General features: G+C 65.2%; 14 protein-coding genes and 1 pseudogene. 6 read left to right on the top strand and 9 right to left on the bottom strand.

Annotation, left to right across the window (positions count from 1 at the left end; genetic code table 11):
* Positions 1-20 precede the first annotated feature (20 nt).
* The 6 genes from ACOI1H_RS06335 (at position 21) to ACOI1H_RS06310 (ending at position 5,363) form a co-directional block, all read left to right on the top strand.
* Positions 21-326, top strand: coding sequence for a DUF1330 domain-containing protein (locus tag ACOI1H_RS06335; RefSeq protein WP_422435970.1), 306 nt, complete (start codon positions 21-23; stop codon positions 324-326).
* An 11-nt stretch (positions 327-337) separates the two neighbouring features.
* A complete protein-coding gene (locus ACOI1H_RS06330; protein ID WP_422435968.1) occupies positions 338-1,312 on the top strand; it encodes a quinone oxidoreductase family protein in 975 nt (324 codons plus the stop codon).
* Positions 1,309-2,088, top strand: coding sequence for an anion permease (locus ACOI1H_RS06325; RefSeq protein ID WP_422435966.1), 780 nt, complete (start codon positions 1,309-1,311; stop codon positions 2,086-2,088). The genes ACOI1H_RS06330 and ACOI1H_RS06325 overlap by 4 nt, the downstream gene beginning before the upstream one ends.
* A 127-nt stretch (positions 2,089-2,215) precedes the next feature.
* Positions 2,216-2,854 carry an anion permease gene (locus ACOI1H_RS06320; protein WP_422435965.1) on the top strand — a complete coding sequence of 213 codons (639 nt, stop codon included), beginning with the start codon at positions 2,216-2,218 and terminating at the stop codon, positions 2,852-2,854.
* A gap of 8 nt (positions 2,855-2,862) precedes the next feature.
* A complete protein-coding gene (locus tag ACOI1H_RS06315; protein ID WP_422435963.1) occupies positions 2,863-3,297 on the top strand; it encodes a (2Fe-2S)-binding protein in 435 nt (144 codons plus the stop codon).
* The gene (locus tag ACOI1H_RS06310; RefSeq protein ID WP_422435961.1) at positions 3,294-5,363 is read left to right on the top strand and encodes a molybdopterin cofactor-binding domain-containing protein; all 2,070 of its coding nucleotides are present in this window, start codon (positions 3,294-3,296) and stop codon (positions 5,361-5,363) included. The genes ACOI1H_RS06315 and ACOI1H_RS06310 overlap by 4 nt, the downstream gene beginning before the upstream one ends.
* Here the strand turns inward: ACOI1H_RS06310 and ACOI1H_RS06305 are convergent.
* The 9 genes and pseudogenes from ACOI1H_RS06305 to ACOI1H_RS06265 form a co-directional block, all read right to left on the bottom strand.
* Positions 5,360-6,754 carry an SLC13 family permease gene (locus tag ACOI1H_RS06305; RefSeq protein WP_422435959.1) on the bottom strand — a complete coding sequence of 465 codons (1,395 nt, stop codon included), beginning with the start codon at positions 6,752-6,754 and terminating at the stop codon, positions 5,360-5,362. The genes ACOI1H_RS06310 and ACOI1H_RS06305 overlap by 4 nt on opposite strands.
* A gap of 36 nt (positions 6,755-6,790) precedes the next feature.
* The gene (locus ACOI1H_RS06300; RefSeq protein WP_422435957.1) at positions 6,791-7,660 is read right to left on the bottom strand and encodes an NAD(P)-dependent oxidoreductase; all 870 of its coding nucleotides are present in this window, start codon (positions 7,658-7,660) and stop codon (positions 6,791-6,793) included.
* A 1-nt stretch (position 7,661) separates the two neighbouring features.
* Positions 7,662-8,075, bottom strand: a complete 414-nt coding sequence (locus tag ACOI1H_RS06295; protein ID WP_422436026.1) for an amidohydrolase family protein — start codon at positions 8,073-8,075, stop codon at positions 7,662-7,664.
* A gap of 43 nt (positions 8,076-8,118) precedes the next feature.
* Positions 8,119-8,769, bottom strand: coding sequence for an amidohydrolase family protein (locus ACOI1H_RS06290; protein WP_422435956.1), 651 nt, complete (start codon positions 8,767-8,769; stop codon positions 8,119-8,121).
* 78 nt (positions 8,770-8,847) lie between these two features.
* Positions 8,848-9,795, bottom strand: a pseudogene (locus ACOI1H_RS06285) (ABC transporter substrate-binding protein).
* 125 nt (positions 9,796-9,920) lie between these two features.
* Complete coding sequence (locus ACOI1H_RS06280) at positions 9,921-10,775, bottom strand: ABC transporter permease (RefSeq protein ID WP_422435954.1); 855 nt, start codon at positions 10,773-10,775, stop codon at positions 9,921-9,923.
* A complete protein-coding gene (locus ACOI1H_RS06275) occupies positions 10,772-11,638 on the bottom strand; it encodes an ABC transporter permease (protein WP_422435952.1) in 867 nt (288 codons plus the stop codon). Before ACOI1H_RS06275 ends, ACOI1H_RS06280 begins: the two co-directional genes overlap by 4 nt.
* A complete protein-coding gene (locus tag ACOI1H_RS06270) occupies positions 11,638-12,426 on the bottom strand; it encodes an ABC transporter ATP-binding protein (RefSeq protein ID WP_422435951.1) in 789 nt (262 codons plus the stop codon). Before ACOI1H_RS06270 ends, ACOI1H_RS06275 begins: the two co-directional genes overlap by 1 nt.
* A gap of 67 nt (positions 12,427-12,493) precedes the next feature.
* Positions 12,494-13,147, bottom strand: coding sequence for a GntR family transcriptional regulator (locus ACOI1H_RS06265; protein WP_422435949.1), 654 nt, complete (start codon positions 13,145-13,147; stop codon positions 12,494-12,496).
* Positions 13,148-13,231: the final 84 nt, after the last annotated feature.

The raw sequence follows: 13,231 nt of genomic DNA, 5'->3' as shown, positions 1-13,231 counted from the left end.
TCATCACAGGAGGAACCATCATGCCAGCCTACTGGCTTGCCCGTTCACGGATCAACGACCCCGTCGCCTACAAGCGCTATACCGATCAGGTGCCCGGCATCATCGCCCGCCATGGCGGCAAGGTGTTGGCGCGGGGCGGCAAGTTCCAGATCATGGAAGGCCCGGACTATTTCCAGCGCTTCGTGGTCATCGAATTTCCGACGTTCGAGGCCGGCGTCGCCTGTTTCCAGTCGCCCGAATACGACGAGGCCGCCCGCCATCGCCGCGAGAACGGCGCGGGAGAGGTGCAGACCATCATGCTCGAAGCCGGCGAGTTCACCAAATAGGAGTGCAGGCGATGATAGCGACACGCGTCATGATGAAGACCCAGGGCGGGCCAGAGGTGATGCAGATCGAACGTTTCGATCTGACACCGCCACAGGCGGGAGAGGTGCAGATCAGGCAGACCGCGATCGGCCTGAACTACATGGACGTCTACCAACGCTCCGGTGCCTATGCCCTGCCGCTGCCCAGTCCACTGGGGCTGGAGGCCGCAGGAGAGGTCACAGCGCTCGGCGAAGGTGTGACATCCTTCAAGGTGGGTGACCGCGTCGTCTATGGCGGCGTGCTGGGGGCCTACGCCAGCCACCGCAATGCGCCCGCCGCCCGCTGCATCGCGATCCCGGACGGCATCTCGGACGAGGTGGCCGCCGCCGTGCTGATGAAGGGGATCACCGTCGAATACCTGCTGAACCGGTGCTACAAGGTCCAGCCCGGCCAATCTGTCCTGTTCTGGGCCGCGTCCGGCGGGGTCGGGCAATTGGCGGGGCAATGGGGCAAGCATCTGGGCGCGCGGATGATCGGCGTGACGGCGGGTGCCGACAACTGCGCCGCGATCCTGAAGCTGGGCTATGACGAAGCGATCGACCGCACCACGGAGGACGTCGCGGCGAGGGTCCGCGATCTGACGGACGGCAAGGGCGTGCCCGTGGTCTATGACAGCGTCGGCGCGGCCAGCTTCGATGCCTCGATCGACAGTCTGGCACCCTACGGCTATTTCGTGTCGTTCGGGGCGACGACCGGTCCGGCCCCCGACGTGTCGCCGCATCTGTTGCAGGTCAAGGGGTCGCTGTACTTCACACGCCCCACGCTGGCCAACTACGTCGCCGTCCGCGCCGATCTGGAACAAGCCGCATCCGAAACCTTTCGGCTGATTGCCGAAGGCGTGCTGCGGGTGAACATCAACCAGCGCCTGCGCCTGTCCGACATCGTCGCATCGCACAAGGCGCTTGAAAGCGGCACGACGACAGGGTCCACTGTCCTGATCCCATGACCGACTGGACCCGCATCGTGATACCGCAACTGACCACGGCGCGGGTCATCGTCTGGACGGCCGCGGCCCTGCTGGCCGGGGTGATGCTGACGACCGGGCCGGACGATGTGCTGGTGCGCGTCGGCGCGATCTCGGCGCTGTCCGTCGCCTTGTTTGCCACCCGCCTGCTGCCAGAGGCGGTGACGGCGCTGGGCACGTTCCTCGCATTCATCGCCATTGCCGCCGCCCCGAACGAGGTGATCTTTTCCGGGTTTGCCAGCAGCGGTTTCTGGCTGTTGTTCGCGGGCCTGATCATCGGCACCGCAATCACCGCCACCGGGCTGGGGATGCAACTGGCCGTCCGCATCTTTCAGCACACCGGCGATTCCTATCCCCGCGCGGCGCTGTTGCTGGCGTTCTGCGGGCTGGGTCTGGGCCTGCTGGTGCCGTCGACCCTGCCGCGCATGATCGTGCTGATGCCCATCGCCTTGTCGCTGGCGCAGACGATGGGCTATGCCATCCGGTCACGCGGCCATGTCGGCCTGACCGTGACGGCGGCGACGGCCACCCTGCTGCCGACCTATGCCTTTCTGACCGCCAACCTGCCGACGATCATCCAGTTCGGCGCGACCGAGACGCTTTACGGGATAAGGCCCTCCTACGCGCAGTATTTCGTGGAACAGGCCCCGCTCAATCTCGTGCGGCTGGCGGCCCTTCTGGCGCTGATGCTGCCCTATGCGGGCAGCAGGGCTATCGCGTTTGGAAATTTGAGCGCGAAGAGGGCGAACGGAGCGTGAACTTTTGGGCTCTCTCGCTGCGTTCGTGGTCAGTTTTCGATGATTTTCGACCTCTACGTGACGAGACATACCCAAACGCGATTCCCCTGATGCGGGCAGCCGCGCCGACAGCGCATCCCGGATCGAGGTGCCGAAGCCCTTTGACGCCGTGCAGTGGCGTCTCCTGATCCTGCTCGGTATCGCGATCGGTTTCTGGGTGACGGACACGTGGCACGGCATCTCGCCCGCGTGGGTGGCACTGGGCCTTGCGGCGATTCTGCTGGTGCCGGCCTTTGGCATGCTCGACGCCGCCGCGATGAAGACCAAGATCGACCTGTCGCCCGCCCTGTTTCTGGCCGCCGTCTTTGCGATCAGCGCCGTGGCCCAATCCACCGGACTGGGGACAGCCGTGGCCCGGACACTGACCCCCTTGCTGGGTCTCGGCTCTGGCGGCGGGCTGCGTGATCTCTATGCGGTGACGGGACTGTCGGTCCTGCTGTCGCACCTGACGACGGCCCCTGCCGCCCCCGCCGTTCTGGTGCCCTTGGCTGCCGCCTTCGCGACCGAGACGGGCTGGTCCGTGGAAACCGTGGCAATGGCGCAGGTCATCGGGATTTCGACGCCGATCCTGCCGTATCAGGCCCCGCCGCTGATCGTGGCGATGGCATTGGCGTCGATCCCGATGGCGGCGCTGCTGCGGGTCTGCGCCGTGCTGGCACTGGTCGTGGCGGTGGTGGGCCTGCCCGTGACCTATGTCTGGTGGACGTGGCTGGGCATGTTTCAATGAAGCAGGATGTGACCTTCGATCTGAACGGCGCGCCAGTGACCGTGACAGCCATGCCCGGGATGCCGCTGATCCATGCGTTGCGGGGCGCGCTGGATCACAAGGGAACCCGGCTGGGTTGCGGCAGCGGCGATTGCGGGGCCTGCACCGTCACGCTGGACGGCGTGCCTGTCACCTCCTGCGACCTGCCGCTGTCGGCGGTGGCGGGCCGTCAGGTCGGCACTGTCGAAGGGGTCTTGGCCGCGCGGCATCCGCTGGTGGACGCCCTGATTAGCCATCAGGCCGGACAATGTGGCTACTGCCTACCGGGCATTCTGACGCGCGCGGCGGCGTTGATCGATCAGGGCCAGACGGCGGACCAGATCCGTCACGCGCTGGATGCCAACCTGTGCCGCTGCGGTGCGCAGACGCGCATCATGGCCGCCATCGCGTCGGTCACGGCATGACCGTGCCGGGGCCTTTGCTGGATTTTCCGAATGTCGATCAATGGCTGACCTTCGGCGACGACGGTGGGGTTCATCTGCTGTCGGGACGAGTCGAGTTGGGGCAGGGAATTTCCACAGCACTGGCCCAGATCGCGGCGGACGAGCTGGACGTTGCGATTGCATCGATCCGCCTGACGCAGGGCCATACCGCGCTGTCACCCGCCGAAGGGCCGACGGTCGGCAGCCTGTCCGTGACACTTGGCGGCCAATCCGTCCGCATCGCCGCCGCCGCCGCGCGGTCGTTGATGCTGCATCACGCAGCCGGGCTCTTGCAGTCGACGGTGGATCGCCTGACGGTCCGCGACGGACACGTCCTGAACGACGGGGTCGAGACAGGGTTGCATTACGGCAACCTGGCGGCTGCCGTCGATCTGGCCGTGCCGGCCGTGGATCACGGCACGCCAAAGCAGCCCGCGGACCGGTATCTGGCCGGCACATCGGTGCCGCGCATCGATCTGGCGGCGCGGCTGGGTGCGGGGCATCTGCTGCATGACATGACACTTGACGGTCTGTTGCACGGCCGCGTCGTGCAGCCGCCGCGTCTGGACGCCACGGCCGGGCCGCTGTCTGACACCGACCTGCCCGAGGGTGTGCAACTGGTGCGCGACGGCCAGTTCATCGCCGTCGTCGCGGCCTGCGAATACGCCGCCCAGCAGGCAGCGCAGCACCTTGCCGCGCGGATCGTCTGGGACCATGCGCCTGAAATCCGCCTGCATCCCGTGGATGCGCTGACCGCCGGTATCGCCAGCGAGGAGGTTCCGCACGAGCGCGGCGATCTGACTGCAGGTGACCGGGTCGTGCAGGTCACGCTGACCAAGCCTGCGCTGCACCACGCCTCCATCGGGCCATCCTGCGCCGTGGCGCGGTGGGACGACGGGCGGCTGACGGTCTGGGCGCACAGCCAGAACGTCTTTGCCCTGCGCACGTCGCTGGCGCAGGTGATGAAGGTGCCGGTCGCCCGGATCACGGTGATCTTTGCCCCCGGCGCCGGATGCTACGGTCACAACAGTTCGGACGATGTGGCCCTTGATGCCGCCCTCATGGCGCGGGCGACGGGACGGCCCGTGCGCGTCCTGTGGCATCGCCGGGACGAATTCCAGCACGGTCCGCTGAATCCCGCGATGACGACACGTTTGACCGCGCGGCTGGGCGCGGACGGGTTGATCGTGTCCTATGACGCGCGGATCGTCAGCCCGCCGCATTCGACCCGCCCGGGCGGTGCGGCAGAGCCGAACCTGCGGGCGCAGCAGTTCCTGTCGGTCCCGCGTCCGATGGGGCCGGGCAACGATGCGCCGCAACCGCAGGGCGGTGCCGACCGCAACGCCGTGCCGGGCTATGTCATCCCGGCCCTGCGGGTGGTGCGCGCCCGTCCGACGCATGTGCCTTACCGCCCCAGCGCGATGCGCGGCCTTGGTGCCTTCACCAACGTCATTGCGCTGGAATCCCTGATGGAAGGCTGCGCCGCCGTAGCCGGCATGGACAGCGTCGCCTACCGTCTGGCGCATCTGGACGATCCGCGCGCGCGTGAAGTGATCACCGCCTTGCAGGACATGACCCGCGACCGGACGCCGTCCGACACCGTGGGCTATGGCCTGGGTTATGCCCGCTACAAGAACAGCGCGGGCTACATGGCCTGCCTGGCGCGGGTCGACGTCGGCGACGACGTGCGCGTCACCGACGTCTGGTCCGTCGCCGAGGCGATCAATCCCGACGGCGTCGTCAACCAGATCGAAGGCGGCATCGTGCAAGCCATCAGCTGGGCGTTGAAGGAGGAGGTCGTCTTTGCCGGAGGGCAGAACATGACATTCGGCTGGCAGGACTACCCGATCCTGCGCTTTTCCGAGGTGCCGCGCCTTCATACCCGGCTGATCGAGCGGCCCGACATGCCGCCGCTGGGGGCGGGTGAAATCGCGGCAGGGCCGGCGGGTGCGGCCGTCGTGAACGGCGTGCAAAGCGTCCTCGGCGTCAGGCCCGACCGCCTGCCGCTGACCCGTCACGCGCTGGTCACCCTTCTGGGCCGGGACTAGGGGATCAGGGTTAGCCAGGTCCACCACACCCACGTCAGCGGCAGGCCAAGGGCCGTCGTGATGACGGCGGATACCAGACACAGCCGCGTCAGCGGCCCGACCGGGATCGCCGCGATGGCGATGCCGATCAGCAGGGGTGGCGACTGATAGGGCAGCGCGATCGTCGACATGCCGATGTTCTGTGCCATTGCGACCGCCGTGACGGACCAGCCCGTCGCATCGCTCATGGCCTGCGCAAGGGGGGCCACGACGACGGGCGTCGCGGGTGCGATGGTCAGGTGCGACAGCGCCGAGGTGAAGAGCGTGATCGCCGACAGGTTCCAGAACCCGCTGCCCGGCGCCAGTTGCAACGCCGGGACCACAACCTCTGCGATTCGTTGACCGAGAGATATATGCGTGATGACCGCGCTGATGCAGAGCACGGCCGCGATCAGGAACGCGATGGAGAGGTCGATTTCGGTCTTCATCGCCTGCGGCGCGAAGACCTTCGAGGTGGGCAGCAACAGAACCAGGGCGGCGGCTACGGTGATCCAGGCAGGCGCGATGCCGTGCAAGGAGTCCGTGGCCCACAAGACGACGGCCACCGCAAGAACGACGGAAAGTCTGCGCTGGCCTGTCGTCCAGCGGGCGGGCGCGTCGTCGCCAGATTTCGGCGACGGGGCGACCGTCTGGCCGCGTCCGTAGTCCAGAAGCAGGACCAGAAGCACCGCGAAACGCAGGGCGTTGATCGGCAGGTTCTGCACGAAATAGCTGCCGTAACCGAACTGGACACCATAGAGGATCTCGATGATCCCCACTTCCACGATGGTCGGCAGGTTGGCGGTCAGAAAGGCATAGGTGGGCACCAGCGTCATCATGGCGGCGGTCATCAACAACCCGGTCCGAGACCGCGATCCGGCGGGCAGCATCATGCGATGGGCCAGCGCCTGTGTGATCGGCATCATCACGATCACGCGCGGGATGGCCGAAGGCACGAAGGCTCCCAGCGCAAGCCCGCCCACCGACAGGAACAACACCGCCCGCGCATAGGACGTACCGGTGCAGGCAAAGATCAATCGTGCGATCTGGTCGCCAAGGCCCGATGCGGTGATTGCCGACCCGATCACGAGGCCGCCGACCAGCAGCCAGAACCCGCTGGACGCGAACCCCGAGAAGACGACGGACTGCGGGGCCGCGTCGATCGCGAGAAAACCGAGGAAGATGAAGAGCGCCGTCGCGGCCTCTGGCAGGCTGCGGGTCGCAAAGGCCACGATCCCCGCACCGGATACGGCCACCACCCGCAGGGCCGGGTCGCGCGTCGCGATCACGGTCGCCACCGCCGCCAGCGCCGCGATGGTCGATGTCCATTGCGACCCCGTCATGCGGGGCAGGGCCGTGACCTCGCGTCTCAATGTGCCACGGCCCGACCCCTGCCTTGCGTTGCGCGGTCAGGCCAGCTTGTCGATGTCACGGTACACCTCGAACACGGCGGCGGTGTCGTAGTCCTTGGGCACCAGCGACCAGCTTTTGCGGTACATGTCCGACACGGCGTCGAACATCGGCGTCGTGATGTCATGGGCGCGAAGATCGGCACCGATGATCGACAGGTCCTTTTCGAACATCGCCATATGCGCGGTCGCGGGTGTATATTCCCCCGACATCATCAGCGGCATCCGCAGGTCCAGCATGCGGGACTGGCCCGCCCCCTTGGACAGAAGGTGATAGACGACATCGCGGTCCAGTCCCAGCGCGTCTGCATAGTGCAGCGTCTCGGCGGCGGCGCAATTGTGCAGGGCGACCGCGTGATTGGCAACGTACTTCAGCTTGCTGCCGGCCCCGAAAGGGCCTGCGGCGATGACCGTATGGCACAGGTGGTCCATGAAGGGCCGTGCCTTGGCAATCGCATCGTCGGGGCCAGAGGCCATGATCACCAGATCGCCCCGCGCGGCCTGCACGCCGGTGCCGCTGACAGGCGTATCCAGCAGCACCGCCCCGTTGACCTGCACCGCGTCGCGCGCGGACAGCTTGTCGGCCATGGCGAAGGTCCCGGTCTCCATCACGACCTGGCCGGGTTGCAGCACCTCGCCCAGCGCGGCCGTGACCGATGCCAGCACGACCGGGGATGCAACCGAGATGATGACCAACTCGCAGTCCGCCAGCCACGGCCCGATTGCGTCATGCACCGTGCCGCCCAGACCTGTCAGGCGGTCGCGGGCGGCAGCATCGGGGTCTGTCCCCGCCACTGCCACCCCCGCCTTGCACAGATTGCCGGCATAGGCCGCGCCCATGATGCCGAGGCCGATGATGCCGACGGTCATGTCATGCGCCCTTCTGCTTCAGTCCGAACAGTTTCGCCGCCGTCAGACCGGCAACCTTGGCCTTGTCGTCGTCCGACAGGGCAGAGCTGACGATGTGTTCGACCGGATCATAGTCGGCCATGTCGAAGGGATAATCGCTGCCCATGATGACCTTGTCGGCACCGTATATCTTGACCAGATATTCCAGCTGGTGATCGGTGAACACGACGCTGTCGATCCACACCTTCTTGAGGTAGATGGTCGGCGGTTCGGGCAGGTCGGCATGACTGTCCTGCCGCGCGCCCCAGGCATGGTCGATCCGGCCGGAATAACCGGGCAGATAGCCGCCGCCATGCACGGCAAAGATCTTCAGATCCGGCATGTCGCGCAGCAGCCCGTTGAAGATGATGTAGTGCAGCGCCGTCGTCGTCTCCAGCGGGTTGCCGATGACGTTCGAGAAGTAGTATTCCGTGAACCGATCACCGCCGGTAAAGCCGTTGGGGGTGAATCATCACGACCGCGCCCAGCTCCTCGGCCTTCTTCCAGAACGGACGGAAGCGGTCGGCGCTGATCTCCTCGCCGTCCATGTTGGTCAGCAGCATCACGCCCTTGAGTCCAAGGTCTTTGACGGCGCGGGTCAGTTCGGTGGCCGCTTCGTCAGGGTCCTGCAAGGGCACGGTGCCAAGACCCGCAAAGCGGTCGGGATTGCGGCCGACCCATTCGGCCATGCCGTCGTTGACCATGCGGCTGGCATGGGCGGCGTGTTCGATGGGCGACTGGTAATAGCATTGCGGCGGCGGCGGGGCCACGATCTGCATGTTGATGCCCTGCGCATCCAGCACGCGCAGACGGTCGTCGCTGTCCTGCATCGCGACAGGCCCGCGATCCTTGTCTTGCTGGGCGTTAACGGCATTGGTCGCGGCATTGGCATGTTTGACCATCGCGATCCGCTGCGGGTCGACATGAGGCACCATGTACTGCGCCGCCGCCGGGATCACGACGTGGGCGTGACTGTCGACGGTCAGCGTCGACAGGCGCTGCGGCGTGGCCGGGACAGGGCGGGCCGCGGTGGGGCCATAACGGTTGACGGCGGTGCCGCGGTCACGGGTGTCGATGGTGGTATGACTCATGGTGTGGTCCTGTTGACTGGTGATGCGAGTGGGGAAGGAGAGGCCGCCGCGGATATTGCCCGCGACGGCCGGAGGCTTTTAGGGATTGGCTTCCATCCAGGCGGTGACGTCCGCTTCGACCTGCGCACGGTCGAAATCGTTGGCCGCCGCGATGTAGGTGTCATTCAGGAACGTCGTCACATCGACCTCGGACTCGATCGCGCCGGACGACAACAGCCGTGGCTGAAGCGCCTGCCAGACATCCGGCTGAAGATCGCCCAGCCGTTCGGTCGTGGACACGTTCATGCCGATCGACATGTCGAGGAAAAGCTGACCGGCTTCCTCGTTCTCCCACTCGGCCGGGACGCCCTTGCGGAGCATCTGTGCCACGGCTTCAGGTTTGACAGAAGCAACATACATGCCCTTGGACCAGGCGCGCAGGAAGCCTTCCATCATCGCGCGCTTTTCATCCAGCGTCGCCGCATTGGCGGCAAAGGTGTTTGCAGGGCTTGCCAGCAGTTCTTCCGGCGTGATCAGGCGGACCGGTATTCCGTTGGCATTCAGCGCGATCCAGTCCGGGGCGGCACCCGAGATCGCCGAGACATTGCCATCGCGCACGGCGGCGGCCAACGTCGGGCCGCTTTCACCCAGAACGACGGTCTGCACGTCGTCGATACTGGCACCGACGGTGTTCAATGCCGCCTACAGGAACGACCTGTCACGGTCCGACACCAGACCGACCGTCGTGCCGACCAGATCGTCGATGGAATCGTATTCGGACGATTCCAGCACCCCGATGCCTTCGGGCGCGTTCTGCATCACCTCGTAGACCGTGTTGATCTCGGCCCCGGCGTTCAAGGCGTTGATCGTCTCGACCGGGTCCAGCATGGCCAGATCCGCCTGGCCGTTCTGGATGAACGCGACATAGGGGATCGAGGTGTCGGATGGCAGCAGGTTGACCGTGACACCTTCATCCTCGAAGTAGCCAAGCGCCTCCCCGACGACCAACGGAAAGAAGTTGGTCGACCGGGGAAGGGGGTTGATCATGTTGATCGTAAACTCTTGCGCGACGGCCGCCACCGGAATTGCGGTGATGGCCAATCCGCTGCAAAACAGCACTGATTTTAGCATCTTCATCGTCTTTTCCTCCCTGGAATGTCGATTATTATGCGTCACTTGCCCAGCTGGCCTAACCAGGTCCGGGCCCGCGCACGGGACGCTGCCGCGCGTCGGCTTTCCCGACGCCAGAACACGATTCTGTCGTCGAGGAATTCCATCGTGTAGAACAGAAGCAGGCCGATGATCGTCATGCTCAGCAATGTGCCGATCGACGCCGCCATGTTCAGTTGAAACGAAAACCGGCTCATCAGGACGCCGACGCCGTCGGTCGCCTGCGCGAATTCGGCCACGACGGCACCGATCAGCGCGGTGGTCAGCCCGATCTTGAGCCCGGCGAACATCAGCGGCAGGGCCGCCGGCACACGCAGTTTCGTAAAGATCTGGGCGGGCTTCGCCCCCATCGCGGCGAACAGCTCCTCGCGCTCTTCGTCGATCTGGACAAGGCCCGTGAGCGTATTCACGAAGATCGGGAAGAAGCAGAGGATCCCAGCCAGCGCGACCTTCGACCCCATCCCGTAACCGAACCACGCGATCACCACGGGCGTCAGCGCGATCCCCGGCGTCACGTTCAGCACGACCGCGTAGGGGATGACGTAGCGCTTGAAGACTTCGGACAGAGACGACGCCACGGCCAGCCCCACGGCCACCGCCGCCCCGATAAGGAAGCCGACGACGGCCTCTGTCAGGGTGATCAGAAAGTGGCGGTAGATCGTGCCTTTCGTGATGTAGAGTTCCACGATCGCAGCCCCGATGGCGCTGGGCCGCGGGATCATGATCGACGTGATCACTCCGGCTCGCGCCGCCAGTTCCCAAGCGCCGATCAGGCCAAGAAACAGGATCGCATGCGGTGCGAAACGGATCGCGCGGTCAAGGGCGCGGGTCGAGACGGACAGGCGCGGCTCGGTCATGACACCCTCCCATAGCTGGCGCGGCGTCTGGCGCTGACACGCTCGCGGCCCGGTTCATGTTTCCAGTAGGCGATGTAGCGATCGATCAGTTCCATGCTGCGAAAGATCACGAACCCCAGGATCGTCAGGGTAAAGATGCAGGCAAAGGCGGACGCCATGTTCAGGTTGCGCGTGTAGACAAGGATCAGCGATCCGATGCCTTGATCGCGCTGGATGAATTCCGCCACCAGCGCCCCCGACAGGGCGGCGGTCAGTGCCAGCCGTTCGCCCGCCATGATGATCGGGATGGCATCGGGCAGCACCAGTTTGCGCAGGATCTGCCATTTGCTGGCCCCCATCGCCTTGAAAAGCTCCAGCTTGTCGGCGTTCACGTTCATCACCCCCGACAGGGTGTTGATGAAGGGCGCAAAGAAGCACACCAGCACGATGATCGCGATCTTGGAGCTGGCACCAAAGCCCAGGGCTGCGATCAGCAACGGGGCCACCGCGATGCGCGGCGTCGCCTCGAGAACGATGACATAGGGCTTCAGGAACCGCCGCAGCACGCCGTTCAGCCCGACAAGGCTGCCCAGGACGATCCCCAGGATCGATCCCCCGAAGAAGCCCGCGAACACGAGGCTCATCGTGACGCCCAGATGATACCAGACGTTGCCGTTCTCGACATAGATCAGCCAGAACGACCGCATGATGTTGCTGGGTCGGGGATAGAACAGCGGGTCCAGCCACCCGGCGCGCGACGCCAGTTCCCATGACAGGATCAGAACCACGAAGATCGTCGCATGGGTCGCGATGCGCCGGTTGCGCAGGGCGCGCGCCGCATCGGGGGCCTGCGCCGTGCTGCCGCTGTGGTCCACGGCGACCATCAGACCGCCCCCAGTGTTTCGCGCACGTCTGCGACGAGCCTGTTGAATTCGGGCGACGTCTGGATCGACAGCGGGCGCGGGCGTTCCAGATCGACATCGACGATCTTGGCCACCTGACCGGGCCGCGAGGTCATGACGAAGACCTGGTCTGCCAGAAAGATCGCCTCGCTGATGTTGTGGGTGACGAAGATCGTGGTGGCACCGACCTCTGCCACGATCCGCATCAGTTCGGTGTTCAGCCGTTCGCGCGTGAATTCATCAAGCGCGCCAAAGGGTTCATCCAGCAAGAGAATGTCCGCGCCGGTCTGCAGGAGCCGGGCAAGGGCCACGCGCTGCTGCATGCCGCCGGACAGTTGCGCCGGAAACGAGAAGGCGAAATCGCCCAGTCCCACCAGTTTCAGCAGATCGAACGCGCGGTTCTTGTCCGCCAGGGTCGGCGTGCCGGCAATTTCCGTCGGCAATAGGACGTTTTCCAGCGACGTGCGCCACTCCAGCAAGGTTGCCTTCTGGAACATCATGCTGATGTCGCGGCGCGGTCCCGTGACCGGCCTGTCATGCACCATGATTTGACCGGATGTGGGCGCGATCAGCCCGGACACCAGCCGCAGCAGCGTGGATTTACCGCAGCCGGAGGGGCCGACAAGCGACACGAACGATCCACGCTTGATGTCGAAGTCGGCGTTCTTGAGGGCGACGACGGTGCCATTGGCAAAGGTCTTGCCGACATCGCGCCCGCTGACAACGGTATCGTCCATGACGGTCTGTGGCGCACTCATGTGATCCTTCATCCTTCTCTCCTGTCTGCGTCGCCACCTGTTGCGCGATCGCGTGACATATCAGGCTTCGTCCCGGGTCTTACAGGACGACCGGTTGGTTCTGCAGTCCGCGCATCACCTGCGTCTGGGACTTGCGGACATGCTTGGCGGACAGACGCGCAGCGGTGCGCGCATCGCGGGCTTGCAGGGCGTCGATGATCCGGTTGTGCTCGCTCAGGGACGACGCCATCGCCTCTGCCTCGTTGCGACGCGACGACAGCGACACGATGCACAGCCGTTCGTAGTTTTCCATCAAGGTGTTAACGGTCGCGGTCTGGCGTCGATTTCCGGCCAGTTCGCTGATGCGGACATGAAACGCCCGGTTGTAGCCGGCATACTCGCGCAGCGTGTTGCAGTTGCTGGTGCGGTAGTCGTCCAGCGCCATAAGGTCATCGTCGCTGGCCTCTGCGCAGATCTTGCGCACCGCAGAGTTCTCGAGAATTTCGCGGAACTCAAGAATATCCTGCGCGTCGGCGATCGAGATCGGGGCTACGCGATGCCCCTGGCGCGGCGCGATCTCGACCAGCCCTTCCCATTCCAGCTTTTGCAGGGCGTCGCGGATCGGCGACTTCGACACGCCGTACTTCACGGCCAACGCGCTTTCGCGCATCTCTTCGCCGGGCTGCAAGCCGCAGGACATGATGTCTTCGCGCAAGGCATCGAACACATGATGCCGCATCAGCTTTATCGACATCCGGTTCCTCCCTGATATCTCAGACCATGCTTGCAGCCCCGGGAATGCTGGTCAACTTATCGATGGTGATAGTGACTATACCAA

It is taken from the genome of Loktanella sp. DJP18 (assembly GCF_049310965.1).
Lineage (GTDB): Bacteria > Pseudomonadota > Alphaproteobacteria > Rhodobacterales > Rhodobacteraceae > Loktanella.
Note: the sequence above shows the minus strand (reverse complement) of the source record. Positions and strands in the feature narration are given on the sequence as shown.

Coding starts and splice junctions, on each gene's coding strand:
- ACOI1H_RS06335 (WP_422435970.1), top strand. CDS start 21: ATGCCAGCCTACTGGCTTGCCCGTTCACGGATCAACGACCCCGTCGCC.
- ACOI1H_RS06330 (WP_422435968.1), top strand. CDS start 338: ATGATAGCGACACGCGTCATGATGAAGACCCAGGGCGGGCCAGAGGTG.
- ACOI1H_RS06325 (WP_422435966.1), top strand. CDS start 1,309: ATGACCGACTGGACCCGCATCGTGATACCGCAACTGACCACGGCGCGG.
- ACOI1H_RS06310 (WP_422435961.1), top strand. CDS start 3,294: ATGACCGTGCCGGGGCCTTTGCTGGATTTTCCGAATGTCGATCAATGG.
- ACOI1H_RS06300 (WP_422435957.1), bottom strand. CDS start 7,660: ATGACCGTCGGCATCATCGGCCTCGGCATCATGGGCGCGGCCTATGCC.
- ACOI1H_RS06290 (WP_422435956.1), bottom strand. CDS start 8,769: ATGAGTCATACCACCATCGACACCCGTGACCGCGGCACCGCCGTCAAC.
- ACOI1H_RS06280 (WP_422435954.1), bottom strand. CDS start 10,775: ATGACCGAGCCGCGCCTGTCCGTCTCGACCCGCGCCCTTGACCGCGCG.
- ACOI1H_RS06275 (WP_422435952.1), bottom strand. CDS start 11,638: ATGGTCGCCGTGGACCACAGCGGCAGCACGGCGCAGGCCCCCGATGCG.
- ACOI1H_RS06270 (WP_422435951.1), bottom strand. CDS start 12,426: ATGAAGGATCACATGAGTGCGCCACAGACCGTCATGGACGATACCGTT.
- ACOI1H_RS06265 (WP_422435949.1), bottom strand. CDS start 13,147: ATGTCGATAAAGCTGATGCGGCATCATGTGTTCGATGCCTTGCGCGAA.